The sequence below is a fragment of the Gordonia sp. UCD-TK1 genome (assembly GCF_001691435.1).
Taxonomy (GTDB): Bacteria; Actinomycetota; Actinomycetes; order Mycobacteriales; family Mycobacteriaceae; genus Gordonia; species Gordonia hongkongensis.
In genome coordinates, this window is record NZ_LZMP01000002.1 from 37,382 (window position 1) to 63,972 (window position 26,591).

23 protein-coding genes and 1 pseudogene are annotated in these 26,591 nt (G+C 68.9%); 13 read left to right on the plus strand and 11 right to left on the minus strand.

Going from position 1 to position 26,591, the window contains the following annotated elements; genetic code table 11:
* The first annotated feature begins 93 nt into the window (after nucleotides 1-93).
* From A9310_RS01690 to A9310_RS01720, 7 genes are all read left to right on the plus strand, one after another.
* Complete coding sequence (locus A9310_RS01690) at nucleotides 94-2,301, plus strand: acyl-CoA dehydrogenase (protein ID WP_065629125.1); 2,208 nt, start codon at nucleotides 94-96, stop codon at nucleotides 2,299-2,301.
* Nucleotides 2,302-2,424: 123 nt separating this feature from the next.
* A complete protein-coding gene (locus A9310_RS01695) occupies nucleotides 2,425-3,579 on the plus strand; it encodes an acyl-CoA dehydrogenase family protein (protein ID WP_065629126.1) in 1,155 nt (384 codons plus the stop codon).
* Nucleotides 3,569-4,732, plus strand: coding sequence for an acyl-CoA dehydrogenase family protein (locus A9310_RS01700; RefSeq protein WP_058251187.1), 1,164 nt, complete (start codon nucleotides 3,569-3,571; stop codon nucleotides 4,730-4,732). Before A9310_RS01695 ends, A9310_RS01700 begins: the two co-directional genes overlap by 11 nt.
* Nucleotides 4,729-5,790: a bifunctional MaoC family dehydratase N-terminal/OB-fold nucleic acid binding domain-containing protein gene (locus A9310_RS01705; RefSeq protein WP_065629127.1), complete on the plus strand. Its 1,062-nt coding sequence runs from the start codon at nucleotides 4,729-4,731 to the stop codon at nucleotides 5,788-5,790. The genes A9310_RS01700 and A9310_RS01705 overlap by 4 nt, the downstream gene beginning before the upstream one ends.
* Complete coding sequence (locus A9310_RS01710) at nucleotides 5,787-6,242, plus strand: MaoC family dehydratase (protein WP_058251185.1); 456 nt, start codon at nucleotides 5,787-5,789, stop codon at nucleotides 6,240-6,242. Before A9310_RS01705 ends, A9310_RS01710 begins: the two co-directional genes overlap by 4 nt.
* Entirely contained in the window at nucleotides 6,242-7,414 is a 1,173-nt protein-coding gene (locus tag A9310_RS01715) for a lipid-transfer protein (RefSeq protein WP_065629128.1), read from the plus strand. The genes A9310_RS01710 and A9310_RS01715 overlap by 1 nt, the downstream gene beginning before the upstream one ends.
* A 64-nt stretch (nucleotides 7,415-7,478) precedes the next feature.
* Entirely contained in the window at nucleotides 7,479-9,113 is a 1,635-nt protein-coding gene (locus tag A9310_RS01720; protein WP_065629129.1) for an AMP-binding protein, read from the plus strand.
* On the opposite strand, the gene A9310_RS01725 is transcribed toward A9310_RS01720, so the two are convergent.
* Nucleotides 9,114-9,944, minus strand: coding sequence for a LysE family translocator (locus A9310_RS01725; protein WP_349291566.1), 831 nt, complete (start codon nucleotides 9,942-9,944; stop codon nucleotides 9,114-9,116).
* Complete coding sequence (locus A9310_RS01730; protein WP_065629130.1) at nucleotides 9,941-10,285, minus strand: nuclear transport factor 2 family protein; 345 nt, start codon at nucleotides 10,283-10,285, stop codon at nucleotides 9,941-9,943. Before A9310_RS01730 ends, A9310_RS01725 begins: the two co-directional genes overlap by 4 nt.
* Before the next feature lie 124 nt (nucleotides 10,286-10,409).
* Here A9310_RS01730 and A9310_RS01735 point away from each other — a divergent pair.
* Nucleotides 10,410-11,238 (plus strand): annotated as a pseudogene (locus tag A9310_RS01735) (MerR family transcriptional regulator).
* A gap of 33 nt (nucleotides 11,239-11,271) precedes the next feature.
* On the opposite strand, the gene A9310_RS01740 reads toward A9310_RS01735, so the two are convergent.
* Both A9310_RS01740 and A9310_RS01745 read right to left on the minus strand, forming a co-directional pair.
* Nucleotides 11,272-12,567: an SLC13 family permease gene (locus tag A9310_RS01740; RefSeq protein WP_065629131.1), complete on the minus strand. Its 1,296-nt coding sequence runs from the start codon at nucleotides 12,565-12,567 to the stop codon at nucleotides 11,272-11,274.
* Between the two features lie 13 nt (nucleotides 12,568-12,580).
* Nucleotides 12,581-14,239: an MFS transporter gene (locus A9310_RS01745; RefSeq protein ID WP_065629290.1), complete on the minus strand. Its 1,659-nt coding sequence runs from the start codon at nucleotides 14,237-14,239 to the stop codon at nucleotides 12,581-12,583.
* Between the two features lie 219 nt (nucleotides 14,240-14,458).
* Here A9310_RS01745 and A9310_RS01750 point away from each other — a divergent pair, with 219 nt between their 5' ends.
* A complete protein-coding gene (locus A9310_RS01750) occupies nucleotides 14,459-14,656 on the plus strand; it encodes a hypothetical protein (RefSeq protein ID WP_065629132.1) in 198 nt (65 codons plus the stop codon).
* 52 nt (nucleotides 14,657-14,708) lie between these two features.
* On the opposite strand, the gene A9310_RS01755 is transcribed toward A9310_RS01750, so the two are convergent.
* The 6 genes from A9310_RS01755 to A9310_RS01780 form a co-directional block, all read right to left on the minus strand.
* Nucleotides 14,709-15,140 carry a hypothetical protein gene (locus A9310_RS01755; RefSeq protein ID WP_058251180.1) on the minus strand — a complete coding sequence of 144 codons (432 nt, stop codon included), beginning with the start codon at nucleotides 15,138-15,140 and terminating at the stop codon, nucleotides 14,709-14,711.
* Between the two features lie 122 nt (nucleotides 15,141-15,262).
* A complete protein-coding gene (locus tag A9310_RS01760) occupies nucleotides 15,263-16,126 on the minus strand; it encodes a MaoC/PaaZ C-terminal domain-containing protein (RefSeq protein ID WP_065629133.1) in 864 nt (287 codons plus the stop codon).
* A gap of 4 nt (nucleotides 16,127-16,130) precedes the next feature.
* Nucleotides 16,131-17,870, minus strand: a complete 1,740-nt coding sequence (gene kstD / locus A9310_RS01765) for a 3-oxosteroid 1-dehydrogenase (RefSeq protein ID WP_065629134.1) — start codon at nucleotides 17,868-17,870, stop codon at nucleotides 16,131-16,133.
* Between the two features lie 133 nt (nucleotides 17,871-18,003).
* A complete protein-coding gene (locus A9310_RS01770) occupies nucleotides 18,004-19,089 on the minus strand; it encodes an acyl-CoA dehydrogenase family protein (RefSeq protein WP_065629135.1) in 1,086 nt (361 codons plus the stop codon).
* The gene (locus tag A9310_RS01775; protein WP_065629291.1) at nucleotides 19,086-20,216 is read right to left on the minus strand and encodes an acyl-CoA dehydrogenase family protein; all 1,131 of its coding nucleotides are present in this window, start codon (nucleotides 20,214-20,216) and stop codon (nucleotides 19,086-19,088) included. The genes A9310_RS01770 and A9310_RS01775 overlap by 4 nt, the downstream gene beginning before the upstream one ends.
* On the minus strand, nucleotides 20,216-21,028 hold the full coding sequence (locus A9310_RS01780) for an enoyl-CoA hydratase/isomerase family protein (protein ID WP_058251176.1): 813 nt from the start codon (nucleotides 21,026-21,028) through the stop codon (nucleotides 20,216-20,218). Before A9310_RS01780 ends, A9310_RS01775 begins: the two co-directional genes overlap by 1 nt.
* Before the next feature lie 144 nt (nucleotides 21,029-21,172).
* On the opposite strand from A9310_RS01780, the gene A9310_RS01785 reads away from it, so the two are divergent.
* The 3 genes from A9310_RS01785 to dmpG all read left to right on the plus strand — a co-directional run bounded on the left by A9310_RS01785 (nucleotide 21,173) and on the right by dmpG (nucleotide 24,020).
* Entirely contained in the window at nucleotides 21,173-21,961 is a 789-nt protein-coding gene (locus tag A9310_RS01785) for a 2-keto-4-pentenoate hydratase (RefSeq protein WP_058251404.1), read from the plus strand.
* A gap of 62 nt (nucleotides 21,962-22,023) precedes the next feature.
* Complete coding sequence (locus tag A9310_RS01790) at nucleotides 22,024-22,929, plus strand: acetaldehyde dehydrogenase (acetylating) (protein WP_065629136.1); 906 nt, start codon at nucleotides 22,024-22,026, stop codon at nucleotides 22,927-22,929.
* Nucleotides 22,926-24,020 carry a 4-hydroxy-2-oxovalerate aldolase gene (gene dmpG, locus A9310_RS01795; RefSeq protein ID WP_058251174.1) on the plus strand — a complete coding sequence of 365 codons (1,095 nt, stop codon included), beginning with the start codon at nucleotides 22,926-22,928 and terminating at the stop codon, nucleotides 24,018-24,020. The genes A9310_RS01790 and dmpG overlap by 4 nt, the downstream gene beginning before the upstream one ends.
* A gap of 35 nt (nucleotides 24,021-24,055) precedes the next feature.
* Here the strand turns inward: dmpG and A9310_RS01800 are convergent, their stop codons facing one another.
* Nucleotides 24,056-24,973 (minus strand): LysR family transcriptional regulator, encoded by a 918-nt coding sequence (locus A9310_RS01800; protein WP_083207221.1) that lies wholly within the window; start codon nucleotides 24,971-24,973, stop codon nucleotides 24,056-24,058.
* A 102-nt stretch (nucleotides 24,974-25,075) separates the two neighbouring features.
* Between A9310_RS01800 and A9310_RS01805 the strand changes: the two genes are divergently transcribed.
* The gene (locus tag A9310_RS01805; protein WP_083207222.1) at nucleotides 25,076-26,224 is read left to right on the plus strand and encodes a TDT family transporter; all 1,149 of its coding nucleotides are present in this window, start codon (nucleotides 25,076-25,078) and stop codon (nucleotides 26,222-26,224) included.
* The last annotated feature ends 367 nt before the right edge of the window (nucleotides 26,225-26,591 follow it).

Sequence of the window (26,591 nt, forward strand, 5' to 3'; positions counted from 1 at the left end):
TGGATCGTGGGTGGCTACCCGATCCGAGTACACCCATGGCATATTAGAACAGGTTCTAATTATTCGTCACAACTCGACATACAGGGATTGCCAGTGACAATCGCCACGTCTTCCGAGCAGATCGCGGTCCGTGACAGCATCGCGTCCTGGGCGCGCTCCACCAGTGTGACCGATATCGTGCGGTCCGACCTCGACAAGCCGAGCGACCAGTGGACCGGTCTATTTTCGCAGATCGCCGATCTGGGCGTGTTCGCCGCGGCGGTCCCCGAGGCGTCCGACGGTCTCGGCGCGAGTTTCCTCGACGTGGCCGCCATGCTCGAGCAGTGTGGGGCCGATCTCGTCCCCGGCCCGCTCGGTCCGACGGTGACCGCGGCGATCGCGCTGGCGGTTCGCCGTGCGGATTCGGCGCAGGGCGACACCGACCGGTCTGCCGGACTGCTGGGCGAGGTGCTGGCCGGGTCGGTGCCGGTGGTGACGCCCGCGACGAGCTATGCCGGTAAGGGTCTCACCCTGGCCGACGGCGCACTCGACCTCGGGCTCGTCACCGGCTACGTCGAGGGTTGCGCCGTGATGGTCGAATTCGGGACCGACGATCGGGAACGGTCGTGGTGGATCGTGCCGCCGGGCGTCGGAGTCGCCGACGTCACGCCACAGACCCCGCTCGACGGCACGGCCTCGGTCAGCCACGTGACACTGTCCGGGGTCGCGGCCGAGGACCTCATCGAACTGGGCGAGGGGACGTTCGTCGCGGGCCTGCTGTCGGCGACGCTCGCCGCTTATCAGAGCGGCGTCACCCGGTGGGCTCTCGACACCGCCGTCGAGTACGCGAAGGTCCGCACCCAGTTCGGCGTGCCGATCGGGTCGTTCCAGGCGATCAAGCACATCTGCGCCGAGATGCTGTGCCGCAGCGAACGCGTCACCGCGGTCGCGTGGGATGTCGCCGGCGCGGTCGACGACGTGCTCGCGGCCGGGACGGGGGACGGGCTCGCTCCGGCGCTCGAGCAACTCGAGATCAGCAGGCTGGCCGCCGACGTCGTGGTGGGCCGCGACCCGGTCGCCAACACCAAGGACTGCGTCCAGGTCCTCGGCGGCATCGGGTTCACCTTCGAGCACGACGCCCACCTCTATCTGCGCGCCGCACTCGCCGCGCAGGCGGCGCTCGCGAACGCGTCGTCGCACGCCGCCGCCCTCGCCCGGCTCGGGCTCGCGGGGGCGCGGCGGCGCTTCCGTCTGGATCTCTCGCAGGTCGAGGACCGTCGCGACGAGGTCCGGACGACCGTCGCGCGGATCGCCGACGCCGAACCCGACGATCGTCGCCGGCTGCTCGCCGAGACCGGCTACCTGACCCCGCACTGGCCGGCGCCGCACGGTCTGGGGGCGGATGCCGCGATGCAGCTGCTGATCGACACCGAGCTCGAGTCGGCCGGGATCGAGCGGCCCGACCTCGTGATCGGCGCATGGGCGATCCCGACCATCCTGGAACACGGCACCGACGCGCAGCGCGAGCGGTTCGTCGCCCCGACGCTGGCCGGCGACATCGTGTGGTGCCAGCTGTTCTCCGAACCCGAGGCCGGATCGGACCTGGCCGCGTTGCGCACACGGGCGGAACGGGTCGACGGCGGCTGGCGCCTGGACGGCCAGAAGATCTGGACCTCGCAGGCACACAACGCCCAGTGGGCGATCTGCCTCGCGCGCACCGATCCCGAGGCGCCGAAGAACAAGGGCATCACCTACTTCCTCGTCGACATGGGTTCGTCCGGCATCGACATCCGGCCGCTGCGCGAGCTCTCCGGGCGGGCCAACTTCAACGAGGTCTTCCTCGACGGCGTGGTCGTGCCGGATGACTGTGTCGTCGGCGAGATCAACGGCGGCTGGCGGCTGGCCCGCACCACCCTCGCGAACGAGCGGGTGGCGATGGGCGGTACCGGCCTCGGCAAGGAGATGGAGTCGCTGCTCTCGCAGGTGCGGTCGATGGATCGGGAGCTGACCGCCGAGGAGCTCGCGTCGCTCGGCACCCAGCTCGCCGACGCCCACGTCGGCCGGGTCCTCGACGCGCGGGCGGCGACCAGGCAACTGGCCGGGCTCGACCCCGGTGCGTTGTCGAGCGTGCGCAAGCTGATCGGCGTCGAACATCGCCAATCGGTACCCGATCTCGCGCTGCGGCTCCTGGGGGTCGCGGGTCTGGCGGCGACCGAGGCGTCCGACGCGGTCCTGCAGAACCGCTGCCTCTCGATCGCGGGCGGCACGACTCAGATCCTGCGCACGGCCGCGGCGGAACGCATTCTCGGTTTGCCGCGGTAACCGGCTGCGGCGAAAGTGCCGAAACCGCAGATAAACGCCGATTCCGACACCCTTGCGCGCGGACTCTGATACAACTAGAACAGGTTCTAGTTCTTGACGGGTTCATGGTGAGGGAGGCACAGGGTGGACTTTGCCCTGGACGGCACGGCGATCGCGGTTCGCGACGTCGCCGAGGACGTGTTCGCGCGACGGCAGCCCGACTGGGAGTCGACGTTCGGTGGGCGTCATTCCGGTGGGACGGCCGCGGCCGAGCAGGAGGCGACCCGCGGCGGGTTCGAGGCCGATGGCTGGCAGGCGCTCGTCGACGCCGGACTGCTCGCCCTGCCCCTGCCGGCCTCGCTCGACGGTGACGAGGTCGACGAGTCGGGTCTGCTCCCGTTGTTCCGCCGGATGGGCCGGGCCGCGGCGGTGACGCCGGCGCTCGGATCGCTGACCGCGGCGCTCGTGTTCGCCAGGGCCGACGCCCAGGACGGCGAGGGATCGGTGTGGTCGCGGTTCGGCAGTTCGCTCACCGGCGGCAGTTGGGTGTCGGTGGCGATCGGCGAACACGGCGACGCCCTGACGGCGCATCCGCGGACCTCGGTCCGTGACGGGCGGCTCACCGGCACGAAGGTCGGCGTCCTGCACGCCGACGGTGCCTCACTGTTCCTGGTGGCCGCCGATGCCGGTGTCGTCGCCGTCTCGCCTGATGCCGACGGGGTCACCGTCACGCGCACACCGGCCTCGAGCGGCTGGGGCGAGTACACGGTGGCCTTCGACGACGTACCCGTCGACGACGCCGACATCCTGGTCCGCGACCTTGCGATCCTCCGCGATCGCTACCGCCTGGCGTTGTGCGCCTACGCCGACGGCCTGGTCGCCGGCGCCACCCGACTGACCGCCGACCACGTCTCCACGCGCGAGCAGTTCGGCAAGCCGATCGCCTTGTTCCAGGCGGTGGGCCAGCAACTCGCCGACATCTACGTCGTCGGCCGGTCGATGGAGCTCGCGACCACCTCGGCGGCCTGGCGGTTGTCCGAAGGTCTGGACGCCGCAACCGATCTCGCGATCGCCGCCTACTGGCTGGCCGAGGAGGTCCCGCCGACCACGCGGACGATGACCCACCTGCACGGCGGCATCGGAGTCGACATCACCTATCCGCTTCACCGCTACTTCTCGCTCACCAAAGACCTCGCGCGTCTGGTGGGCGGAGCGCACGTGCGGCTCGACGAGCTCGCCGACATCACCGACGTCCCCGCCGACGACACCCGTATCGCAGAGGTGCCCGATGTTCATTGATCTCACCCCCGAACAGCGCGCGCTGCGCGCGGAACTGCGCGAGTACTTCGCCGACCTCGTCACCCCCGACGAGGCAGCGGTGATGCTGACCGAACGCCACGGCCCGACCTACCGCAAGGTCATCAAGCGGATGGGCGACGACGGCTGGCTGGGCGTCGGCTGGCCGACGGAGTTCGGCGGCAAGGGTTTCGGTGAGATCGAACAGCAGATCTTCACCAACGAGGCCGTGCGCGCCGACGTCCCGCTGCCGGCGGTGACGCTGCAGACCGTCGGGCCGACGCTGCAGGTCCACGGCACCGAGGAGCAGAAACAGAAGTTCCTGCCCGCGATCCTGGCCGGTGATGTGCACTTCGCCATCGGCTACACCGAACCCGAGGCCGGCACCGACCTGGCGTCGTTGACCACCACCGCCGTCCGCGACGGCGACCACTATGTGGTCAACGGCCAGAAGATCTTCACGACCGGCGGTCACGACGCCGACTACATCTGGCTCGCTGTCCGCACCGACCGGGATGCTCCCAAGCACAAGGGCATCTCGATCCTGATCGTCGACACCTCCGACCCCGGTTTCACGTGGACGCCGATCATCACCGCCGACGGCGCGCACCACGTGAATGCCACCTACTACCAGGATGTCCGGGTTCCGGTGTCGATGCGTGTCGGCGAGGAGGGGGGCGGGTGGAAGCTGATCACCACTCAGCTGAATCACGAGCGCGTCATGCTCGGCCCCGCCGGCCGCATCGACGGGCTCGCGGCCCGGGTGCGTGCCTGGGCGCAGCGGCCGGGCCCCGACGGGACGGTCATCGCCAAGCATCCCGACGTCCGTCGCGCGCTCGCGACCATCGACGCCTACGGCCGCATCAACGAGTTGCTCAACTGGCAGGTGGCCGCGACAGGTGAGGCCATCTCGATGGCCGACGCGGCGGCCACCAAGGTGTTCTCGACCGAACGCATCCAGACCGTCTGCCGGATGGTCGACGAGATCATCGGGCGCTACGGCGATTTCGCCGATCCGGAGACCGCGGCGCTGGTGAACTGGCTCGACGTCCAGGAGAAGCGCCACGTCGTCATCACGTTCGGCGGTGGCGTCAACGAGGTCATGCGCGACATGATCGCGACCGCCGGCCTCGGACTCCCGCGGGCCAAGCGGTGAGCGCGCCCGAGCTCGCCCGCGACGGCGTCGCCGGAGACGAGGCGATCAGAGCCGCCGCGCAGGAGATCATCGACGCCGGACCGAGCGCACCGGTCACCGGGCGGGACCCGATCAATCAGCCCATGATCAACAACTGGGTCGAGGCGATGGGCGACACGAACCCCGTCTACACCGACGACGCGGCGGCCCGGGACGCCGGCCATCCCGGCATCGTCGCACCGCCCGCGATGGCGCAGGTGTGGACGATGCGCGGCCTCCACGGGGTGCGGACCGCGGACGACCCGCTGGGTCGCGCCAGCGAACTCTTCGACGAGGCCGGCTTCACCTCTGTGGTGGCGACCAACTGCGACACCGTCTATCACCGCTACACCCGCCCGGGCGAGGAGGTAGCGCTGTCGGCCGAACTCGTCGAGGTCGTCGGGCCGAAGAACACCGCGCTCGGTGAGGGCTGGTTCTTCACGACCCGGAACGTCTGGTCGGTGGGCTCAGGCGACGGGTCGCGTGAGGTCGTCGCCGAGATGCGCTTCCGCATCCTGAAGTTCCGTCCCGCCGCACGTGCTGCTGCCGAGCCGGCTTCCGACGCGGGGGTTCCCGACGACCTCGACCCGGCGCGGCTGCTCAAGCCGAGCGCATCCCGGGACACCGCCTTCTTCTGGGACGGCGTGGCCGCCCACGAGCTGCGCATCCAGCGTGACGGCGACGGGGCGCTGCGGCACCCGCCGGTGCCGGCGACCTGGAAGCCGCGCGAGGCCGACGGAACCGTCCCGCCAACGGATTACGTGGTCGCGGCCGGTACCGGCACCGTCTACAGCTATGTCGTGCATCGAGCGCCGAAGGTGCCCGGGCGGCGGTTGCCGTTCGTCGTGGCCCTCGTCGAACTCGACGAGGGAATCCGCATGCTCGGTGAGCTCCGGGGCGTCGAACCCGAGCAGGTGGCCATCGGCATGCCGGTGCGCGCGACCTATCTCGACTTCCCTGCCGATGACGAGGCCGGGACTCCGGCCTGGACCCTGCACGCGTGGGAACCGGCCGTGCCTACCGAAGGGGAGCCCGCATGACAAGCGTTGCCACCGACCCCGCTGCCGTCGGAACGACGCTGCCGGCGTTGACGATCGAGGCGACCCCCACGTTCGTGGTGGCCACCGCGCTGGCTACACGCGACTTCCAGGACGTGCATCATGATCGCGACCTCGCACAGGCGAAGGGGTCCAAGGACATCTTCGTCAACATCCTCACCGACACCGGGCTGGTGGAGCGGTTCGTCACCGACTGGGCTGGCCCGACCGCCCGAATCCGCTCGATCGCACTGAAACTCGGCGTCCCCTGGTATGCCTACGACACGGTCACCTTCACCGGCGAGGTCACCGCGGTCGACGCCGGGGTCATCACCGTCGCCGTGACCGGGACGAATTCGCTGGGCAAGCACGTCATCTCGACCGTCACGCTGACGATCGGTGCGACCGAACCCGACACGGTCGGTTCGCCTGCGGGTCGAGGAGAGGGACTCTGATGGGATCACTGTCCGGTCAGGCGGTCATCGCCGGCATCGGTGCCACCGAGTTCTCCAAGGATTCCGGGCGCAGCGAACTGCGGCTCGCCGCGGAGGCGGTGTCGGCGGCGATCGCCGACGCCGGTCTCACACCCGCCGACGTCGACGGCCTCGTCACGTTCACGATGGACACGAACAGCGAGATCTCCGTCGCACGCGCCGTGGGGATCGGGGACCTGACGTACTTCTCGCGGATCCACTACGGTGGCGGTGCGGCGTGCGCCACGGTGCAGCAGGCCGCGATGGCGGTGGCGACGGGTGTCGCCGACGTCGTGGTGGCCTACCGCGCATTCAACGAACGGTCGGGACTGCGGTTCGGGCAGGTCAATTCGGCGGTGGCGAACCAGGAGAACTCGTCCGGTACCGAGAACGCTTTCACCTACCCGCACGGTCTGTCCACTCCCGCCGCGTTCGTCGCGATGATCGCGCAGCGCTACATGCACGACTTCGGCGCCACCAGTGAGGATTTCGGCCGGATCGCGGTCGTCGATCGCAAGCACGCGGCGGTGAACCCGGACGCGTTCTTCTACGACAAGCCGATCACCCTCGAGGATCACCAGAACTCGCGGTACATCGCCGAACCGTTGCACCTGCTCGACTGCTGCCAGGAATCCGACGGCGGCGTCGCGCTGGTGATCGTCTCGCCGGAGCGCGCGAAAGACCTGCCGCACAAGCCCGCGGTGATCGCGGCCGCCGCGGCCGGCAGTGCTGCCGACCAGTACATCATGACCAGCTATTACCGGGACGAGCTCGCCGGTCTGCCGGAGATGGGGCTCGTCGGCCGGCAGCTGTGGTCGCAGTCGGGTCTGAACCCCGACGACATGGACATGGCGATCCTCTACGACCACTTCACCCCGTACACACTCCTGCAGCTCGAGGAGCTGGGATTCTGCGGTCGGGGCGAGGCCAAGGACTTCGTCCGGGAACCGGGTGCCCTCGAGGTGGGTGGCCGGTTGCCGCTGAACACGCACGGCGGCCAGCTGGGCGAGGCCTACATCCACGGCATGAACGGGATCGCCGAAGGGGTCCGGCAGATCCGCGGGACCTCGGTCAACCAGGTCGAGGCGGCCGAGAAGGTCGTCGTGACCGCCGGGACCGGCGTTCCCACAAGCGGATTGGTGCTGACCGCATGACAGCTGACTATCCGATGCACTTTTCCTCCACCAATTCACTCCGTAGAACCAAGGAGCGCGCACGATGAAGTTCAACCTCGCCGATGTCTTCGAGACCGTCGCCGACTCGGTGCCCGAGCGGATCGCGCTCAGCTACCAGGGCCGCCAGATCAGCTACGCCGAACTCGACACCCTCTCCAACCAGGTGGCACATCTGTTCGCCGGCGCGGGGATCGGTGCGTTCGACAACGTCGCGCTGTTCCTGAAGAACAGCATCGGCCACGTGACGAGTCTGCTGGGGCTGCTGAAGGTGCGCGCGGTCCCGGTCAACGTGAACTACCGCTACACCAACGCCGAACTGCAGTACATCTTCGACAACTCCGACTCCCGCGCGATCATCGTCGAACTGCCCGAGCACCAGCGCAGCGTCGCCGCGCTGCTCGCCGAGACCCCCACCGTGCGAACGGTGTTCGTCATCGGGGACATCGTCGAGGAACTCCGTGCGGCGGTCGCCGACCTGCCCGACGACCGCGTCGTCGAGATCGTGTCGTTCGCCGACGCGGAGTCCAAGCCCGACGGCCGGGACTTCGAGCCGCGCAACGGCGAAGAGCTCTACCTGCTCTACACCGGCGGCACCACCGGGTACCCGAAGGGCGTCATGTGGCAGCACGACGACTTCTTCCGCAAGCCGCTTTCCGGCGGCAACCCCTACGGCGAGGCCCGCAAGGATCTCGCGGAGATCGGCACGGCGGTCAAGGATTTTCCGCCCATCGCGTTCCTGCTCGCGGCGCCGCTCATGCACGGCGCGGCGTCGTACTCGCTGTTCACGTTCTTCACCCTCGGTGGCCGGCTGGTCATCCAGCGCGACTTCGACCCCGAGGCGATCGTGACCGAGATCGAGAAGGAGAAGGTCAACATCGTCCTCATCGTCGGCGACGCCATGGGCATGCCGCTCGTCGAGGAGCTCGAGAAGCGGAAGGACTCCGTCGATCTGTCGTCGATGTTCTCGATCACCTCCGGCGGCGCGATCTGGTCCCAGCACGTGCGGGACCGGATGCTCGCGGTGAAACCGGATCTGGTGCTGCGCGACAACTTCGGCGCGTCGGAGTCGGGCAACGACGGCGAGATCATGATGGACGAGAACGGGAACCTGAAGGTCCCGCCGACGGACCGGATGATGGTCGTCGACGAGCGGCACAACAAGATCGAGCCCGGCTCGGGCGAGGTCGGTTACATCGCGCGCATCGGCAACGTCCCGCTCGGCTACTACAAGGACGAGGAGAAGACGGCGAAGACCTTTCCGACGCTGGCCGACGGCACCCGGATCTCGATCCTGGGCGACATGGGCACCGTGGAGGCCGACGGTTCGATCGTGTTCCTCGGACGCGGTTCGCAGTGCATCAACACCGGCGGCGAGAAGGTCTACGCCGAGGAGGTCGAGGCGGTGCTGCACGCGCATCCGGCGATCGCCGACGCGCTCGTCGTCCCGGTTTCCGACGAGAAGTACGGCCAGCGGGTCGCGGCGGTGGTCAACGTCGCCGACGGGGCCGACGAGCCGTCGTTGGAGGAGATCCAGGACCACTGCCGGGAGACCCTCGCCCGCTACAAGGTGCCCCGCACGGTCGTCTTCGTCGACGAGGTCAAGCGGACCCCGGCCGGCAAGGCCGACTACCGCTGGGCCAAGGCCGCGGCCGCGGCGAACGAGGCCGCCCCGGTCTGATCAGCCCTCGAGTGCCAGGCGCACTCCGAGCCCGATCAACGCGACTCCGCCGATCGCTTCGACGCGACGGCGGATTCGTGCGCTCTGCAGCCATCCGGCGATTCGGCCGGCGGCGCCCACCAGCACGGTGAAGTACGCGGCGGTCAGCGCGATGTAGATCGCCCCCAGCCCGAGCGTCGTCCATCCCGTCGAGTAGCCGTCCGGCACGAAGCCGGGCAGGAGACTGATGAACAGGATGCCGATCTTCGGGTTGAGGATGTTGGTGAGCAGGCCGGCGGTGAAACCGGAGAACAGCAGTCCCGCCTTCCGGCCCGCGGGCGGCTCGACCACGTCATGCGATGCCGCGAGATCAGGTGCGGCGCGCAGCATCGCGCGGACCGAGCTGATACCCATCCACACGAGGTAGCAGGCCCCGACGATCTTGAGGATCTCGTAACCGGTCTCGCTGGCCTGCAGCAATGCCGACAGGCCCAGGACCGCGGCGGTGACCCAGACCATCAGTCCGCACACGATGCCGGCGGCGGTCCGGAAGGCTTCGCCGCGTCCACCACGGACCACTCCGCGCAGGACCACCAGGGTGTCCGGACCCGGCAGCAGCACGATCAGCGTCGCGGTGACGATGAAGGACAAGAGGGCGGCGAGCATGAAGGTCATGGTAGGAACCGGGGCGCGGGCGAGCGCGCCGGGGCCGGTGGCCCCCACTGCTGGCCGAGCAGCGTCGACCGAGCGCAGCGAGGACGCCGCGTCCGTCGAGGTCACCAACGCGGCGTCGGCGAATGCCACCCCGAAGCCGCCCGGTGTCCCCCCGGTGATGAACCATCGTCGGGTCACGGCTCGATCACCAGCCGGCTGATCAGGGCGCCGTCGAGAACGAATCGGTAGTGCAGATCGGCAACGCCTCCGGGGAAGTCGCCCTGCAGATGTTGTCCGACGTCGACGGTGTCGCCGGTTGCGGTCGCGCCGGTGAACTCGGACGTGTAGGTGTACTCACTGCCGCTGACCGAGGCGGCCAGCCAGGCGCTGATCTCGTCGCGTCCCGCGTGGTCGTGGCCCTCGTCGGTCACCACCGCATCGGCGGTGAACATGGCGAGCGCCTGGTCGTCGTCCCGCGCGTCGAGCGCGGTCATGAAAGTCCTGATCGTGTCGGGGAGTGCATCCCATTCTGTGTTCATGACCCCACCGTGGGGCTTCCCCCAAGGGGAGGGTCAACCCAGCATGCTGCAGTGTTGACCTTGCCCCAGGGGAAGGTTGCACGATGTTCTCACCTGGCACACCGGATCACCGAGGATGACGCACATGGGGGCACGGGTCTCGATCGGTGACTTCGCGGTGATGACCGGCCTGAGCCGGAAGGCGTTACGGCACTACCACGACATCGGCATTCTCGAACCGGCCCCAGGTCGATTCCGACACGGGCTATCGCTTCTACGACACCGGCCAGGTCGACCACGCGCACATCATCCGCCGGTTCCGATCTCTGGGCATGTCCATTCCCGACATCAAGGCGCTGCTGAGCGCGGACGATGCCGCGACGCGCACCGAGATCATCACGACTCATCTCGAGCAGATGGAGGCGCAGCTCCAGCAGACTCGGGACAGCGTCGGCGCCCTGCGCGAACTGCTCTCGCCGGTATGCACCCCCGCGTCGATCGCGGTGCGCCACGAACCCGCGCTTGCCGTGTGGTCCGTCGGCGGCACCATCGACACCGCGGAGATCGACGACTGGTTCGCGGTGACGCTGAGCACGCTGCGGGACGCGGTCGCCACGGCGGCCGGCGCGCCGGTGGCGGTCGTGCCCGGCGGTCTCTATGACCGCGCCCTGTTCCTCGAATCACGCGGCGAGGCAACCATGTTCGTCCCCGCGCCGCCATCCGCCACCCCTCCGGAAGGTGTCCGTGCCGAGGTTCTGCCGCCGGCCGAGTACGCGGTACTCGCCCACGCCGGCGGTCACGACGGCATCGATCGCAGTTACGGGGCCCTGGGCACATTCGCGAACGAGCACCTGATCAGCCGTCAGGGCCCGATCCGCGAGCATTACCTCGGCGGCACGATCGCCGATCCGACCGCGTTCACCACCACCGAGATCTGCTGGCCGATCCTCGGCACGAGCACACCGCCGGAATGATGGCAGCCCGACACCAGGTACCGAGGCGGCGCGTCAGGTCAGCCGCAGCACGCCCCACAGTGCGACCACCGCGACGACGAGCGTGGCGGGAACGGTGAGTGCGCCGAGGCGTAGGTACTCGCGCGAGGTCGGGGCGCCCGTGCCCCCGCCGGAGCCGTCGCGGTGCATGATGTCGCGCCACAGCAGGTTGGCCAGCGACCCGAAGTAGGCGAGGTTGGGTCCGAGGTTGACGCCGAGGAGCATCGCCAGGACCAGGCCGGGTTCGTGGGCGACGAGCGGGATGAGCAGCAGGGTGGCGGGCAGGTTGTTCACCAGGTTGGCGAGGACCGCGGCCAGCGCGGCGACCGCGAGCAGCGCGAGGAGTGATGAGTCATCCGGGATCAGGTTGCCGATCCAGTCGCCGATCGGGCCGGTTCGCACCGGGAGGATGACGACACCGAGCACGGCGACGAATCCGAGGAACGGGATGTTCAGGGCTTGCACCGTCTCCCGCACAGTGGGCAGCGGTGCGTCGAGCAACCGCGGCACCGTGAAGGCGACCGCGCCCACGCCGGCCACCGCGGCCAACGGGACGCCCAGCGGTTCGGTCACGACGAAGGCGACCAGCAGCAGGCCGAGCATCACCAGCATGAGGGTGGGGCGGGGCGGCGTATCCACCGGAGCCGGATCGCCGGCGATCGAATCGGCTGCCGGGGCAGCGCGCGCGAGAGAGTCGGCGAAGTACATCCGGAAGATGAGGTATTCGACGACGATCGCGGCGACCCAGGGCGCCAGCATGACGCCGGTGAACCCGAGGAAGGTCAGCCCGGTCGCGGTGAACGCCAGGAGGTTGGTCAGGTTCGACACCGGCATGAGGGTCGACGCGGTGTTGGCCAGGTGGGCGTTCGCGAACGCGACCGGGGTCACCGGCGCCCCGATCCGCCGCGCGGTGGCGACGGCGACCGGCGTCAGCAGGACAATCGTGGTGTCGAGACTGAGGACCGCGGTCGTCGTCGCCGCGGCCAGGAAGACGATGCGCAACAACCGATGTGGCGAGGCCCGACTCCACCGGGCCAGGAGGGCGCCGATCCAGGTGAAGACCCCGGCGCGGGCGCAGGCGTCGGCGATCACCAGCATCGCGGCCAGGAAGCCGATGGTCGGCGCCATCGTGGCGATCTCGTCGGCGGCCTGCTCGACGTCGGCCAGGCCGAGCGCGAGGAGCAGCGCGGCGACCGGTGCGGCCACCACAACGGCCGGAACACGCTGGGCGACAACGGTCGCGACGATCACCACGAGCAGGGCGGCGACTCCGACCAGGGTGCCGGCGATGCTGTCCGCGGTGAGTACCACCGGGACAGGCTACTCAGTCGCGGGCGTAGGTGTCGTCGCGGTCCTGGTCGGGGTCGGACTCGATGGTCGGCGGCACCTCGACGACGCGTCGCGGCGTGAGCCACAGCAGCGCGACCGAACTGACGAGCATGATCCCGCCCAGGACGAGGCAGGCGTACTCGAACGGCACGTAGAACGCCTCTTGACTGCCGTCGGCGATCTTCTCCGCGAGCGATGCGGCCTGACCGGACAACCGGTCCACGACGACCGTCGCCTCGGCGAGGGATCGCTCGATCAGCGTCCCGGCCTGGTCGGCCTGGGCGACCATGGCCTGGCCGCCGGCGGTGTCGCCGGCGGCGATGCGCTGCTCACCGGCGGCGGTCAGTTGATCGCGGGCCAGTTGTGCGGTCTCGCCGATGCGCGACTGGTATCCCGCGGCGACGATGCTGCCCGCGATCGCGATACCGATCGCGGCGCCGATCTCCCGGGCGGTGTCGTTCACGGCCGAGCCGACGCCCTGGTTGTCGAGCGGGGTGTTGGACATGATGGCCGTCGTGGCGGGTGCCGACGCCAGACCGATCCCGACCGCTATCAACGCGACCACGCCGGCGAGCGTCCAATACGTCTCGTACCGGAACGATCCGAGGAGGATCAGCCCGACGCCGGACAGCAGGGCGCCGGCGGCGATGACGAACTTGAGCGAATCCAGTCGTACGGCAAGCCAGTTCGCGATGAGCGTGGTGAGGCCGACGCCGGCCACGAACGGCATCAGCGCGACCGCCGACTGCAGCGGGGTGTAATCGAAGACCAGCTGCAGCAGTTGCAGCAGCAGGTAGAACATGCCGAACGAGGCGAGAAACTGGACCGCGACCGACAGCGCCCCGGACCCGAAGGCGCGGTTGCCGAGCAACCGGACGTCGAACAGCGGTGACGTCGAGCGCAGTTCCACGGCGACGAACCCGCCGGCGAGCAGGACGCCGCCCACGATGCAGATCAGGACAACGGGATCCGCCCAGCCGCGATGAGGTGCCTCGAGCAGACCGAGGACGACGCCGGTGATGGCCAGGACCGAACAGACGGTCCCCGGGATGTCGAAGCGACCGGGGTCGCTGTCCTTGGAGGTGCCGATCGTCAGGCACAGTGCGGCCGCGACGGCTGACGCGGCGGCGAAGGTGATGAAGATCGAGTGCCAGGAGAAGAACTCCAGGAGGAGCCCGGTGACCAGGAAGCCGGCGATGGCGCCGCCGCCGGCGATCGCCGACCAGATGCTGATCCCGACCGCGCGTTGACCTTCCGGCATCCCGGACGTGATGAGCGACAGGGTGGTGGGCATGATCAGCGCCGCGGCGGCACCGGCGAAGCACCGGGCCAGGATCAGCTGGGTCGGGCCGTCCACCCAGATCGCCACCAGTGAGGCGATGCCGAAGAGGAGAAGGCCGGCGATCAGTACCTCACGGCGCCCCAGCCGATCGCCGATCGCGCCCGCCGGGAGCAGGAGCGCCGCGAGCGCCAGGGTGTAACCGTCGACGATCCAGGTCATCTGACCGGCGTCGGCGCCGGTGTCGATCGCGATGTCGGGCAGGGCCGTGTTGAGGGCGGCCATGGCGGCCACGACCATGCTGACCGACAGGCAGGCGACGAGGACAAGCCAGGCGGACCGGGCGTCGAGGCGGATGGCGGACGGTAATCTCATTCGGCGTCCTGCGCTTTCGGGGTCGGCATGCGGAACCGGTTCGGTCGGCACGTTCGCCGCCACCGCGGTGTTGCGGTTTCGTTATCGCGACACGCTATGTGGGCGCCGACGCTACTCGAGTAACTTGTGACACATTTGTCACTGCAGTATCGATACCGGGCGAATGCGAGACCGCGCCGGTCCCCGTTGGCCCCGGACAACCGAAAGTGGTGACAGGTCATGGCCTCACCCCGAATCGCACGAACCCCCGCCGCTGCTACTCCCGCTGCCGCGACCGCGGCCGCATCGCCTGACGTCGCCCCGAACGGGACCGAGATCTCACCCGCCCGCGTCCATGTGTGGCGTGTGCTGTCGATGCTCGCCGCACTCATCGGCGTCGTCGTGGCACTCGTGGCCATCGCGTCGTCAGCGGTCTGACCCGACCCTCTGGGGAGGTCGGTGCGACCGCCGACGACGCGCGCGCCGACTGCTAGGCGGCGTGCCGCTCGATGGCGGCACCCAGACGCGGCAGGGCCGCGATCACGTACTTCTTCCCCTTGCCGCGCAGCGAGTTGTACGCCTTCGCGAGTGCGGGCTTGGCGGTCTCGGCCTGCTGGTCGGTCACCGACAGCAGGGCCTCGGCCGCGGCATCTCCGTTGGCCGAGAGGTGATCGCCGAAGGCGACACCGGCAGGCTTGGAATCCCAGAAGGGCGCCAGCGCCTTCAGGAAGTCCTCGGCCATCTGATCGGTGGCGCTGCGCACGACACCGGGCTTCACCTTCTGCACCGCGGAGTAGGCGGTCTTCACAGCAGCGCCGCTCAGACCCGACTGGTCGGCCACCTCGGCGTCGATGACACCGACGAGGTCGGTCACCAATGCACTGCGGTTGTCGGCGAGTAGGGGCGTCAGCGAATCGCTCATGGGTGTCTCCTCGGGGATATGCGACGTGGAACCTGCGGGCCGCCTCGCGGGCCGCGTGTGTAGCGTACTGGCCCCACCAGACAGCGGCTCGGGGCTGCGCCCGGGCCGCCGCGGCGTCGGTACTACTGGCGACGTTCGCAGACCACATTGCCGAGGGCCTTCGCGCCGTCGCGTTCGACGACGGTCGCGGTGGCCAGCAACCGGGAGCCGTCCTCCCAGACCTCGACCGCGAGGGTCTCGCCCGGGAACACCACGCCCGCGAACGACGCCGAGTAGTCGGCGACCGCGGTCACGTCGCCGCCCAGGACCTCGTCGACGATCACACGGCAGACCGTGCCGTACGTGCACAGGCCGTGCAGGATGGGCCGGGGAAAGCCCGCGCGGGAAGCGAATCCGGGGTCGGAGTGCAGCGGGTTGCGGTCTCCGCACAAGCGGTAGAGCAATGCCTGCTGGGGGAGCGTCGCAACGGTGAGGCGATGATCCGGCGCACGGTCGGGATAGTCGACCTTGGCCGACGAACCGCGTTCGCCGCCGAATCCGCCCTCGCCCTTCGCGAAGATCGATGAGCGGGACGTCCAGAGGGTCTGCCCGCCGTCGTCGGTGGTCACCGACTCCTGCACGATCACCGCGGCCGACCCCTTGTCCTGGATCTCGGCGATCCGGGTGCGGGTGGTCGCCTTGCCGGCGGCCGGCAGCGGCCGGTAGGCGGTCACCTGCTGGCTGCCGTGGACGACCTTCGCGAGGTCGATGTCGATGCCGGGGAACGAGACCTTCGGGGGCTCGGTGGTGTGGAACCCGGCGGCCACGGTGGCGAAGGTGGGCAGCACCTTCGGCGTCGCGTCGTGGATGTACTCGAGCCCGGTGGTGTCCATCGGGTCTGCTGCGGCACCCACCGCGAGGTTGTAGAGGGCGGCGTCGGACGCCGACCATTCGAAGCTCACCTCGGGCAGTTCGGCACCGAGGGCGACGGAGAGGTCGATGGGCATCGGGTCAGGCTCCTGTCGATGTCGGGGTGGCGGCCTTGGCGGCGATGTCGGTGGCGGCCAGGTATCCAAAGACCATGGCCGGACCGATCGTCGCGCCCGGTCCGGCGTAGGTGTGCCCCATGACCGGCGCGCTGGTGTTGCCCGCCGCGTACAGGCCTTCGATGACCGAGCCGTCGGCCCGCAGGGCGCGGCCCGAGGCGTCGGCGTTGATCCCGCCCTTGGTGCCGAGATCGCCCGGGACCATCTTGACCGCGTAGAACGGGCCCTTGCTGACCTCGCCGAGGCTCGGGTTGGGCTTGTTGGTGATGTCACCGTAGTAGTGGTCGTAACCGCTTGTGCCGCGGCCGAAGTCCTCGTCGACACCCTTGCGGGCGAACCCGTTGAACCGCTCGGTGGTCGCGGTGAGCGCGTCGGCCGGTACCCCGATCTTCTCGGCGAGTTCGCTGATGCTGTCGGCCTTCACGACGACGCCCGACTCGAACCACTTCTTGGGCAACGGCTGTCGCGCGTTGATCCCGGCGAAGAGGTAGCGGTTGCGACAGCGCTGGTCGAAGATCAGCCACGACGGCACGTTCTCGCCGGGGCCCTCGCCCTGGCCGAACTCGCCGCCGTACATCTGGTGTACCGCTTCGACATACGGCAGCGACTCGTTCATGTAGCGCTGCCCGCGCGTGTTCACCATGAAGGTGCCCGGTACCGCCCGCTCCGACAGCGCGAACCACGGACCGCGCGGCAGCGGGATGGTCGGCCCCCACCAGGCGTCGTCCATGAGCGACACCGCGGCGCCGATCTTGAGGCCGGCGTTGATGCCGTCGCCGGTGTTGCTGGGGGCACCGGTGGTCCACTCGGAGCCGATCGGGTCGCGCTGGTACTTCTTGCGCATCTCGTCGTTGTGCTCGAACCCGCCGCAGGCGAGGATCACGCCGTGGCGGGCCCGGATCTCGACCCGCTTGCCGTCGGATTCGGCGATCACGCCGACCACGCGGCCGTCTTCGGTGATGAGGTCGGCGAGTCCGGTGTTCAGTCGGACCGGGACGCCCGCCTCGCGGACGCCGAGAAGGAGCTCGGCCGCGAGTGCTGCGCCCATGGCGATCAGCTTCTTGCCGCGGCTGCGCGCCCAGAAGAACCGGCTGCCGACCTTCGCCATCCGCAGCGGACCGCGCCAGTGACGCAGGCCGGTGTTGAGCCAGCGGTAGTCCGACTGCAGCACGACCATGTTCAGCGGCGCCTTGGTGTACTGCGGGTGCAGGGTCTTCAGGTCGTCACCGAGCCGCCGCGCGTCGAACGGGCGCGGTTCGATCGACCGTCCGGCGAGCCGTCCGCCGGGTGCCTCCGGGTAGTAGTCCGAGTAGTTCTTGACCCACTCGAGGTCGAGGGGGGCGTGCGCCATCAGGAAGTCCAGCGCCTCGGGTCCGCGGTCGATGTAGGCGTCGATGCGGTCGGTGGCCGCGTGTTCGCCGATGATCGCGTGGACGTACTCGCGGGCCTTGTCCGGGGTGTCGGTCACGCCGTCGCGGCGGAGCACCGAGTTGTTCGGGATCCAGACCCCGCCGCCCGACCGCGACGTCGAGCCGCCCCAGTACGGCGATTTCTCGATCAGTACCGTCGACAAGCCCTTGTGAGCTGCGGTGATCGCCGCGCTCAGGCCCGCACCGCCGGCCCCGACGACGACGACGTCGAAGGTCTCGGGTCCAGGGGTCTCGGGTTGGGTACTGGTCTGTTCTGGTTCGGTCGAGCCGGCCATGGGGTCCCCTTCGTGCGCGCAGCTGGAACGTGTTCTACCTGAATTAGAACACGTTACAGAAATGCCACGCCAGGGGTGCTCCCGTTCCCGTCGGCTGTGCGCCCGAATCTGTCGACTGTGCGTCTGAACTCGTTCACTGTGCGGCTGTTCTCGTCGACTGTGCGACGGGATCGGACGCGCCGGTGATGACGTGCCAGGGGTCGAGGCCGTCGTCGAGGATGCGCGCCGCCAACTGCTCCGACCATTCGTGCTCGGTCCCGTACCGGTCGCGCCAGGTCCACAACGCCGTGGTGAACCGGCCGAGGGAATGTTCGGCGGTGAACCCGATAGCCCCGTGGATCTGATGGGCCGCGGCCGCGACGTCGTGCGCGGACCGCGACGTGACGATCTTCGCGGCGGCGATCGCGTCGCGGGCCGTAACGATATCTTCCGACGCCGCGTCGGTCGCTGCTCGTGCGGCGGTCTCCATCATCGTGCTCTGCGCGGCCATGTGCGCGAGCCTCTGTTGGATGGCCTGGAACTTCGTCAACGGCCGGCCGAACTGGACCCGCTCGGTGGCATACCGGACCGTGCGTTCGCGGACTGCCCGCGCTGCGGCTGCCAAGGCGACCGCGTAGACGAGCGCCCCACGCGTGCGGAGATCGTCGACCGTGACCGGCGACGGGGCGGAGAACGTGACCTCGGCGTCGTCGAAGACGATGTCGCTGTACTCCGACCCGATCAGGTCAGTGCCGGGCTCGATGCGTGCCCCCGGTCCGCGGCCGTCGACCACCGCGATCACCGCGTCGTCGACGGTCGCGGCCAGGATCACGATGATGTCGGCCGACGCCGCGTACGGGACTCCGATCGCGGTGCCGCTGAGTCGGATTCGCTCGTCATCTCCTCGGACGGTTGCCTCGTCGACGACCGCGACGGTCGCGCTCAGCCCGTCGAGTACGTGATCGACGCGTCCCGCGAGCCACGCAGCCAGCAATGCGTGTTCGACATACGGGGTGATCGCGCCGGCCTCGGTGAGGGTGTCGAGGACGGCGAGAGCGTCGGCGAGGTCGGCGCCCTGACCGCCTGCCCCCTCGGCGACGTCGAGCGCGGTGAACCCGGCGTCGACCAGGGCCTTCCACAGCGCGGGGTCGGGTTCGGTGGCCGGGGTCCGCAGGTCGACGGGAAACCGTGCCACCATCGCGGCCGTCGCCGCAGCGAGTTCTGGTGCCAGTTCGGTCATCGCATCCCCAGTCCGCGCGCGACGATGCCGCGCAGGATCTCGTTGGTACCCCCACGCAGGGTGAAAGCCGGTGTGTGCAGGATTGATTGAGCGAGCAGGCGGTCGAAGTCCGACCCGCCGGTGCGCCGCGGGGTCGCGCCGGACGCGTCCCGGATGGCGGCGACGAGGTCCCCTTCGAAGGTCGAACCGAGGTCCTTGACCATCGCCGCCAGTACGTCGGGTTTGCCGCCGGATTGAAGATCACGCGCCACCTGCATCGACATCTGGCGCAGCGCCCACGCCTGTGCGGTCAGCTCGCCCAGAGCTTTTCGCTGCTGCGGTGTCGCACCGTGTTCCCGGAGCAGATCGGTCCAGGCGTGCAGCAACGGCAGCGTGGAGAGGTAGCGTTCCGGCCCCGACCGTTCGAAAGCCAACTCGCTCATCACCTGTCGCCATCCCTCTCCGCGCACACCGAGCAGTGCCGAGGAGTCGACGACGGCATCGTGGAAGATCACCTCGTTGAAGTGCGCTTGACCGTCGATGCTCGCCAGCGGACGTATCTCGATGTCCGGGTGGGGGAGGTCGACGACGAACTGCGACAAGCCCTGCTGCCGATCGTCGGGTGTGCCCTCGGTGCGGGCGAGCAGCACCATCGCGTGTGCGATGTGAGCACCCGTGGTCCAGACCTTGGTGCCGCTGATCGACCACGAGTCCCCGTTGTCGGTGGCCCGGGTGCGGACCGCGGCCAGATCGGAGCCGGCGTCGGGTTCGCTCATCCCGATCGCGAAGAACATCGTGCCCGCGGAGATCTGCGGGATGTAGTGCTGCTTCTGCGCCTGCGTCCCGTTGGCGAGGATTCCCGGAGCCATCTGCCGATCTGCGATCCAGTGCGCCGCAACCGGTGCGCCGTGCGCGAGGAGTTCCTCGGTGACCACGAAACGCTCGACCGCCGAGCGCGCCTGTCCGCCGTACTCGGCGGGCATGGTCATACCCAGCCAGCCCCGATCGCCGAGTCGTCGACTGAAGTCGGGATCGAAACCCGTCATCCAGCTGTCTACGTCGGGACGGAAAGCGCCCTCGGCGAGTTCGGTTCGCAGGAAGTCGCGCACCTCGGACCGCAGGGCGCGCAGGACGTCGTCCCGGCTCATCACCGGCCGGGACCGCGCGACGACCAGTTCTGCCCCTTGCGGGCCATCGACCACATCTGCACGCCACGCTCGATCTCGATCGCCGAATCCCAGGTCACCGCCGGCGGGCCAAGTTCGAGTCGGACACTGGCCATCACCCGGCGCGTCAGTTCGGGGTCGCGCGCGGCGGGTCCGGTCAGATCGGCGACGATCGCCGGGATGTCCGGAACCGGTGCGGCCGCGTACGCCAGGCCACGTTCGACCGCCTGCGCACCGGACAGCGACTGACCGCAGGCGGCGAGCGCGATCGTGTCGGCCCGCCCCACCGCGCGGTTCAGCAGGGTGAGGTGCCCGCCCCCGGGATGGATGCCGCGGGCGAGGAATCCGCTGTCGAGGACGGCGTCGGGTGTGGTGACGAGCAGGTCGACGGCGAGCGCGAGGTTGAGGCCCGCCCCTACGGCCCCACCGACGACGACCCCGACCGTGGGGACCGGCAGGGACCCGACCCGGACGAACGCGCGGTAGACCGCGGACAGTTGCGCCACGGATTCCGGTGCCGCCGGATCGGCCGACGCGCCGGCCAGGATCCGCGTGTCGGCCCCGCTGCAGAAGTACGAACCGGCTGCGTCGACGACGACCGCGCCGATGTTGCCGTCCGCGGTGACCCGGTCGCAGAACTCCTCGATCGCCGCGGCCATCTCGAGGGTGATGGCGTTCTTGCGGCGTGGGTTGTTGAGCGTCAGCCGTCCCACGCCGTCGTGGAAGGTCGTGAGGACGGCTTCGCCAGTGTCGTCGGTGTCCGGCGAGACGGGATTCGGGGACTCGGAACTCATGACGAGAACCGTAGTCGTCCGGTGCGCGCGTGATGGCCGATCTCGGTCACGCCTCGGAATGCGCGACGATCGGACCGAGGACTGCCCGCAGACTGCAACGTGTTCTAAACTAGAACGCGTTCACATGTGGAAGGCGAGGGCACGATGACGGTTGAGCAGGGGATTCGCGAGCAGATCGCAGCCGATCTGGCGCGGGCGGAGGCGACGGCGGCCGCCATCGACCGCCCCACCGACGCCCATCCCGACCTCGATGTGGTCGACGCGTACGAGATCCAGCTGATCAACATCCGCAAGCGGCTCGACGCCGGCGCGAAGGTCGCGGGGCACAAGGTCGGCCTGGCCTCCGAGGCCATGCAGAAGATGATGGGCGTCGACGAACCCGACTACGGCCATCTGCTCGACGACATGCAGTACTTCGAGCACACCCCGATCGATGCCAAGAAGCTCTGCTTCCCGCGCGTCGAGGTCGAGGTCGGTTTCATCTTGGGCGAGGACCTGCCGGGCGAGGGCTGCACCAATGAGGACGTGATCGACGCGGTCGCGTGGGTGGTGCCCTCTATCGAGCTGATCGACTCGCGGATCAAGGACTGGAAGATCACCCTGTGCGACACGATCGCCGACAACGCGTCGTCGTGTGGCTGGATTCTCGGACAGCAGCGCGTCCCGATCTCCGAGATCGACACCGGCGACATCGAAGCCACGCTGACGCGCAACGGCGAGATCGTGGCGAAGGGCAACTCGTCTGCGGTGCTGGGGCATCCGCTGAATGCGGTGAGTTGGCTCGCGCGCAAGGTCGAGGGCTTCGGGGTGCGCCTGCGCAAAGGTGACGTGATCCTGCCGGGCACCGCGACGCGGGCCATCGACATCTCGTCGGGCGATCACTTCGTGGCCGACTTCGCCGGTCTGGGCAGCGTCACCCTCGACTTCACCTGACACGAAGTGTCCCTCGATTCACCGAGTCAACAACAGCTTTCACCGAGTAAGAGGAGGAACCCGTGGCAGCCAAGCTGACCGCAGCGATCATCGGGTCGGGCAACATCGGCACCGATCTGATGTACAAGCTGGAGCGCTCCGAGGTGATCGAGCCGCGCTGGATGGTCGGCATCGATGCCGCCTCCGAGGGCATGAAGCGCGCGGCCGATCATGGCCTCATCACGATGAGTGGTGGTGCCGACGAACTGCTGGCGTCGTCGGAACGTCCGGATCTGATCTTCGAGGCGACCTCGGCCTATGTGCACCGCGAGTACGCACCGAAGTACGAGGAGGCGGGCATCATCGCCGTCGACCTCACCCCGGCCGCGGTTGGCCCCGCGGTGGTGCCGCCGGCCAATCTTCGCGAGCATCTCGACGCGCCGAACACCAACATGATCACGTGCGGCGGGCAGGCGACAATCCCGATGGTGCATGCGGTGAGTTCGATTGTGCCGGTGCCGTATGCCGAGATCGTCGCGTCGGTGGCCTCGGTGTCGGCCGGGCCGGGCACCCGCGCGAACATCKACGAGTTCACCGCGACGACCTCGGCGGGTGTCGAGACGATCGGCGGCGCGCAGCGCGGCAAGGCGATCATTATCCTGAATCCGGCGGACCCGCCGATGATCATGCGCGACACCATCTTCTGTGCCATCCCCGAGGATGCGGACACCGATGCGATCGCCGAGTCGATCCACCGGCGGGAGAAGGAGATCCAGGCCTACGTGCCGGGATACCGGTTGCTGCAGGATCCCCAGTTCGACCCGCCGAGCGTCCTCAACGGCGGACACGCCCGAGTGTCCATCTTCGTCGAGGTCGAGGGTGCAGGGGACTTCCTCCCGCCGTACGCCGGGAATCTGGACATCATGACCGCTGCCGCCACGAAGGTCGGCGAAGAGATCGCGAAGACGAAGTTGGGAGTTCCCGCATGAGCACCAATGTGGTTCTGACACCGCGCGACCCGAAGTTGATGGCGAACGCGCGCAAGTACTCCGACACCCTCGACATCCGCATCACGGACTCGTCGCTGCGTGACGGCAGTCACCACAAACGCCACCAGTTCACCGAGGACGAGGTGCGCGCCATCGTCGGCGCCCTCGACGAGGCCGGGGTGCCGGTCATCGAGGTGACCCACGGTGACGGTCTGGGCGGTTCGTCGTTCAACTACGGTTTCTCGAAAACCCCTGAGCAGCAGCTGATCAAGGCTGCCGCAGAAACAGCAAAGCGCGCGAAGATCGCCTTTCTGATGCTGCCGGGGCTGGGCACCAAGGACGACATCCGGGCGTCGCAGGACAACGGCGGTCAGATCTGCCGCATCGCGACGCACTGCACCGAGGCCGATGTCTCGATCCAGCATTTCGGACTCGCGCGCGATCTCGGTCTGGAGACCGTCGGGTTCCTGATGATGAGCCACAGCCAGCCGCCGGAGGTCATCGCCAAGCAGGCCCGCATCATGGCCGATGCCGGGTGTCAGTGTGTGTACGTCGTCGACTCCGCCGGTGCGCTGGTCCTCGAGGACGTGACCGTTCGGGTCCAGGCCCTGGTGGCCGAACTCGGCAACGACGCACAGGTCGGGTTCCACGGGCACGAGAACCTCGACATCGCGGTTGCCAACTCGGTCAACGCGATCCGCGCGGGCGCCCAACAGATCGACGGTTCGATCCGCCGTTTCGGGGCGGGTGCGGGCAACACACCCACCGAGGCATTTGTGGGTGTGTGTGACAAGCTCGGCATCACCACCGGCGTCGACTTCATGAAGATCGCCGATGCCGCACAGGATGTCGTCCGACCGGCGATGCCGTCGGAGTGCCTTGTCGACCGCTCGGCGATGATGATGGGGTACGCCGGTTGCTACAGCTCGTTCCTCAAGCACGCCGAGGGCCACGCCGAACGCTACGGCGTCTCGGCGGCGGAGATCCTCCTCGAGGCGGGCAGCCGCAAACTGGTCGGCGGCCAGGAGGACCAGCTCATCGACATCGCGCTCGAGCTCAAGAAGAAGCAGGACGCGAACGCCGGGGTCTGAGCAGAAATCCGGCGGGGGCCGTCGCCGGTTGCCGCTCAGCTCCGGCTGATGTGCGCGAGGAAGTCGCGCGCGGCGCCGGCGGTCGGTTGTGGGCCCGAGAGCCACACGGCGCGGAGCGGCCGGGCGAGATCGAGGTCGGCGACCGGGACGTGGGCGAGCCGGTGGCCGAGGTCGTCGGCCACCGAGAGGTCACTGAGTACCGCCGGGCCGGCGCCGGCGATCACCGCTGCCCGCACCGACGCCGTCGTGGACAGTTCCAGGACGGGTGGCGCGGCCTCGCGTCCGGGGCCGAGGGTCCTGGCCAGGGCGCGCTCGAGGAACTCCCGGGTGCCCGAGCCCTCCTCACGGGTCACCAATGGAGTGCGCGCGAGATCGGCGGCCGTGACGGGCCGCCGCAACCGCGTCCACGGATGACCCGGCGGTACGACGAGAATCAGCTCGTCGCGCGCGACGGTCCGGCTGCGCAGACCGGTCTGGACGCGGGACCCTTCCACGAAGCCGAGTTCGACGTCGCCGGCACGGACGAGGTCGTACACGTGATCGGAGTTGGTCGCGGTGAACGACACCTTGGGGGCGGGCTGATGCTGTGCGGCGAACGAGACGAGCCAGCGGGGCAGGAGGTGCTCGGCGACGGTGAGGCTGGCGGCCAGGCGCAGCTGATCACGTCGTTCGAGGCGTAATGCGGCCAGCCCGGCGTCGAATTCGCCGGCCAGGGTCAGCAGGCGGTCGGCCCATTCGGCGACGAGTCGTCCGGACTGGGTCGGCACCGAACCGCGCGGCGTGCGCGTCAGCAGGGCGACGCCGAGCTGCGTCTCCATCGCGCGGACGCGCGCCGACACCGCCTGTTGGGTGACGCCGAGCTGGGCCGCGGCGGCGTTGAGGCTCCCCGTCCCGACCACCGCCTGCAGGGTCTCCAGCGACGCGAGGTCGGGCATCCGCGGACTCAGCACCATCGCTCGAGGGTACAAGCGGCGGTGGTACCCCGGATACAAACGGCGGTTGTGCCCTGCCAACGATTCGGGTCCTACCGGCGTCGTTGGATTCGCGGGAACGTGATGGACATGACCACGACCACTGCCTCCGCCGGACTCGCAGCACCGGACCTCGGGACCGCAACAGCCCGCGCGGTGGGGCGGCGTCGCGCCTCCTACGTGCCGCCCAACTGGTTCGCCGCGGTGATGGGCACGGGGATCATCGCGATCGCCGCGCACAGCCTGCCCTGGCAGCCCACGGGTCTAGCGGAGGTGGCAACCGTTTTCTGGCTGTTGGCCTGCGCGGTGTTCGGCGTCGTGCTGGTCGCCACGGTCCGGCACTGGGTCCGCGACCCGGAGGTCGCCCGCGGTCATCACGCCCACCCCGTCGTCGCCCACTTCTACGGTGCGGTGCCGATGGCGATCATGACGGTCGGGACCAGCACGATGGTCGTCGGAGCGACGGTGATCGGCCGGGATCTGGCGCTGGGGATCGACCTCGTGTGCTGGGTCGTCGGCACGATCGGCGGGGTCGTCACCGCGGTGGTCATCCCGTATCGGCATCTAATCGTCGGCCGCTCGTCGGTCGGCGACGCGTTCGGCGGCTGGCTGATGCCCGTCGTCCCCCCGATGGTCTCGGCGTCGGCGGCCGCGGTGCTCACCCCGCAGTTGTCCGCTGGTTGGGCGTCGCATGTGGTGATGGGGATCGGCTGCGCGATGTTCGTGCTGGCCGCACTCGCCTCGCTCCCCATTCTGTGGGTGCTGGCGTCGCGGCTGCGCACCGGCGACGTCGGCGCCGCGCACATGGTCCCCACCTGGTGGATCGTCCTCGGACCGCTCGGCCAATCGGTCACCGCGGCGTGCCTGCTGGCCCACGTCGCACCCCATGTCGTCGACGCGCCCATGGCTGAGACCTTGCATTCGTTTACGGTCGGTTATGGCCTCACCGTCTGGGTGGCGGCAACCCTGTGGATCGCCGTCGCAACACGGCTCACCGCGCGGACCCTGAGGTTGGGAATGCCGTTCGCGATGACCTGGTGGGCGTTCACCTTCCCCCTCGGCACCTACGTCACGGGTTCGAGTGCGCTGGCCCTCACCGTCGGTGGGACGGTCTTCGAGGTCGTGGCCGTCGCCGGGTTCACGGTCCTCGTCCTGGCATGGAGCGGCGTGGCGGTCCGCACGATTCGCGGGGTCGTCACCGGCGAACTCCTCCGGGCACCCGGGGTGCGGTGAGGAGCCGCATCCGCAAACCCACCCCTTTTCCGTAAACCCACCACGCTCGGACCGGGTGGGTTTACGGAAAACGGGTGGGTTTGTCGGAAGGGCGGGGTTACGAGATCCCGGCAGTAGCGGGTTGCGGAGTGTGCGCGGGCGGGTGTGCCGTCTCGCCAGGTGGGGACCTCGTCGAGGTAGCTCTGCACGGAGGCGGGAGGGACGGCCGAATCGTGTGCCGACATGCGAATCCTGTTCTACGCCGACGAGTTCCACGCGATATGACGGTGAATCGTGTCTGTGGAAGTCGGACGCTACAGGGTGCCGTCGGCCATCGCGTTGCGGCGGGATGAACGTTTGACGCCGCCGATGACCTGCGCGGTAGGAC

Coding starts and splice junctions, on each gene's coding strand:
- A9310_RS01700 (WP_058251187.1), top strand. CDS start 3,569: ATGTTCATTGATCTCACCCCCGAACAGCGCGCGCTGCGCGCGGAACTG.
- A9310_RS01710 (WP_058251185.1), top strand. CDS start 5,787: ATGACAAGCGTTGCCACCGACCCCGCTGCCGTCGGAACGACGCTGCCG.
- A9310_RS01715 (WP_065629128.1), top strand. CDS start 6,242: ATGGGATCACTGTCCGGTCAGGCGGTCATCGCCGGCATCGGTGCCACC.
- A9310_RS01720 (WP_065629129.1), top strand. CDS start 7,479: ATGAAGTTCAACCTCGCCGATGTCTTCGAGACCGTCGCCGACTCGGTG.
- A9310_RS01730 (WP_065629130.1), bottom strand. CDS start 10,285: ATGAACACAGAATGGGATGCACTCCCCGACACGATCAGGACTTTCATG.
- A9310_RS01745 (WP_065629290.1), bottom strand. CDS start 14,239: ATGAGATTACCGTCCGCCATCCGCCTCGACGCCCGGTCCGCCTGGCTT.
- A9310_RS01750 (WP_065629132.1), top strand. CDS start 14,459: ATGGCCTCACCCCGAATCGCACGAACCCCCGCCGCTGCTACTCCCGCT.
- A9310_RS01755 (WP_058251180.1), bottom strand. CDS start 15,140: ATGAGCGATTCGCTGACGCCCCTACTCGCCGACAACCGCAGTGCATTG.
- A9310_RS01760 (WP_065629133.1), bottom strand. CDS start 16,126: ATGCCCATCGACCTCTCCGTCGCCCTCGGTGCCGAACTGCCCGAGGTG.
- kstD (WP_065629134.1), bottom strand. CDS start 17,870: ATGGCCGGCTCGACCGAACCAGAACAGACCAGTACCCAACCCGAGACC.
- A9310_RS01770 (WP_065629135.1), bottom strand. CDS start 19,089: ATGACCGAACTGGCACCAGAACTCGCTGCGGCGACGGCCGCGATGGTG.
- A9310_RS01775 (WP_065629291.1), bottom strand. CDS start 20,216: ATGAGCCGGGACGACGTCCTGCGCGCCCTGCGGTCCGAGGTGCGCGAC.
- A9310_RS01780 (WP_058251176.1), bottom strand. CDS start 21,028: ATGAGTTCCGAGTCCCCGAATCCCGTCTCGCCGGACACCGACGACACT.
- A9310_RS01785 (WP_058251404.1), top strand. CDS start 21,173: ATGACGGTTGAGCAGGGGATTCGCGAGCAGATCGCAGCCGATCTGGCG.
- dmpG (WP_058251174.1), top strand. CDS start 22,926: ATGAGCACCAATGTGGTTCTGACACCGCGCGACCCGAAGTTGATGGCG.
- A9310_RS01800 (WP_083207221.1), bottom strand. CDS start 24,973: ATGGTGCTGAGTCCGCGGATGCCCGACCTCGCGTCGCTGGAGACCCTG.
- A9310_RS01805 (WP_083207222.1), top strand. CDS start 25,076: ATGGACATGACCACGACCACTGCCTCCGCCGGACTCGCAGCACCGGAC.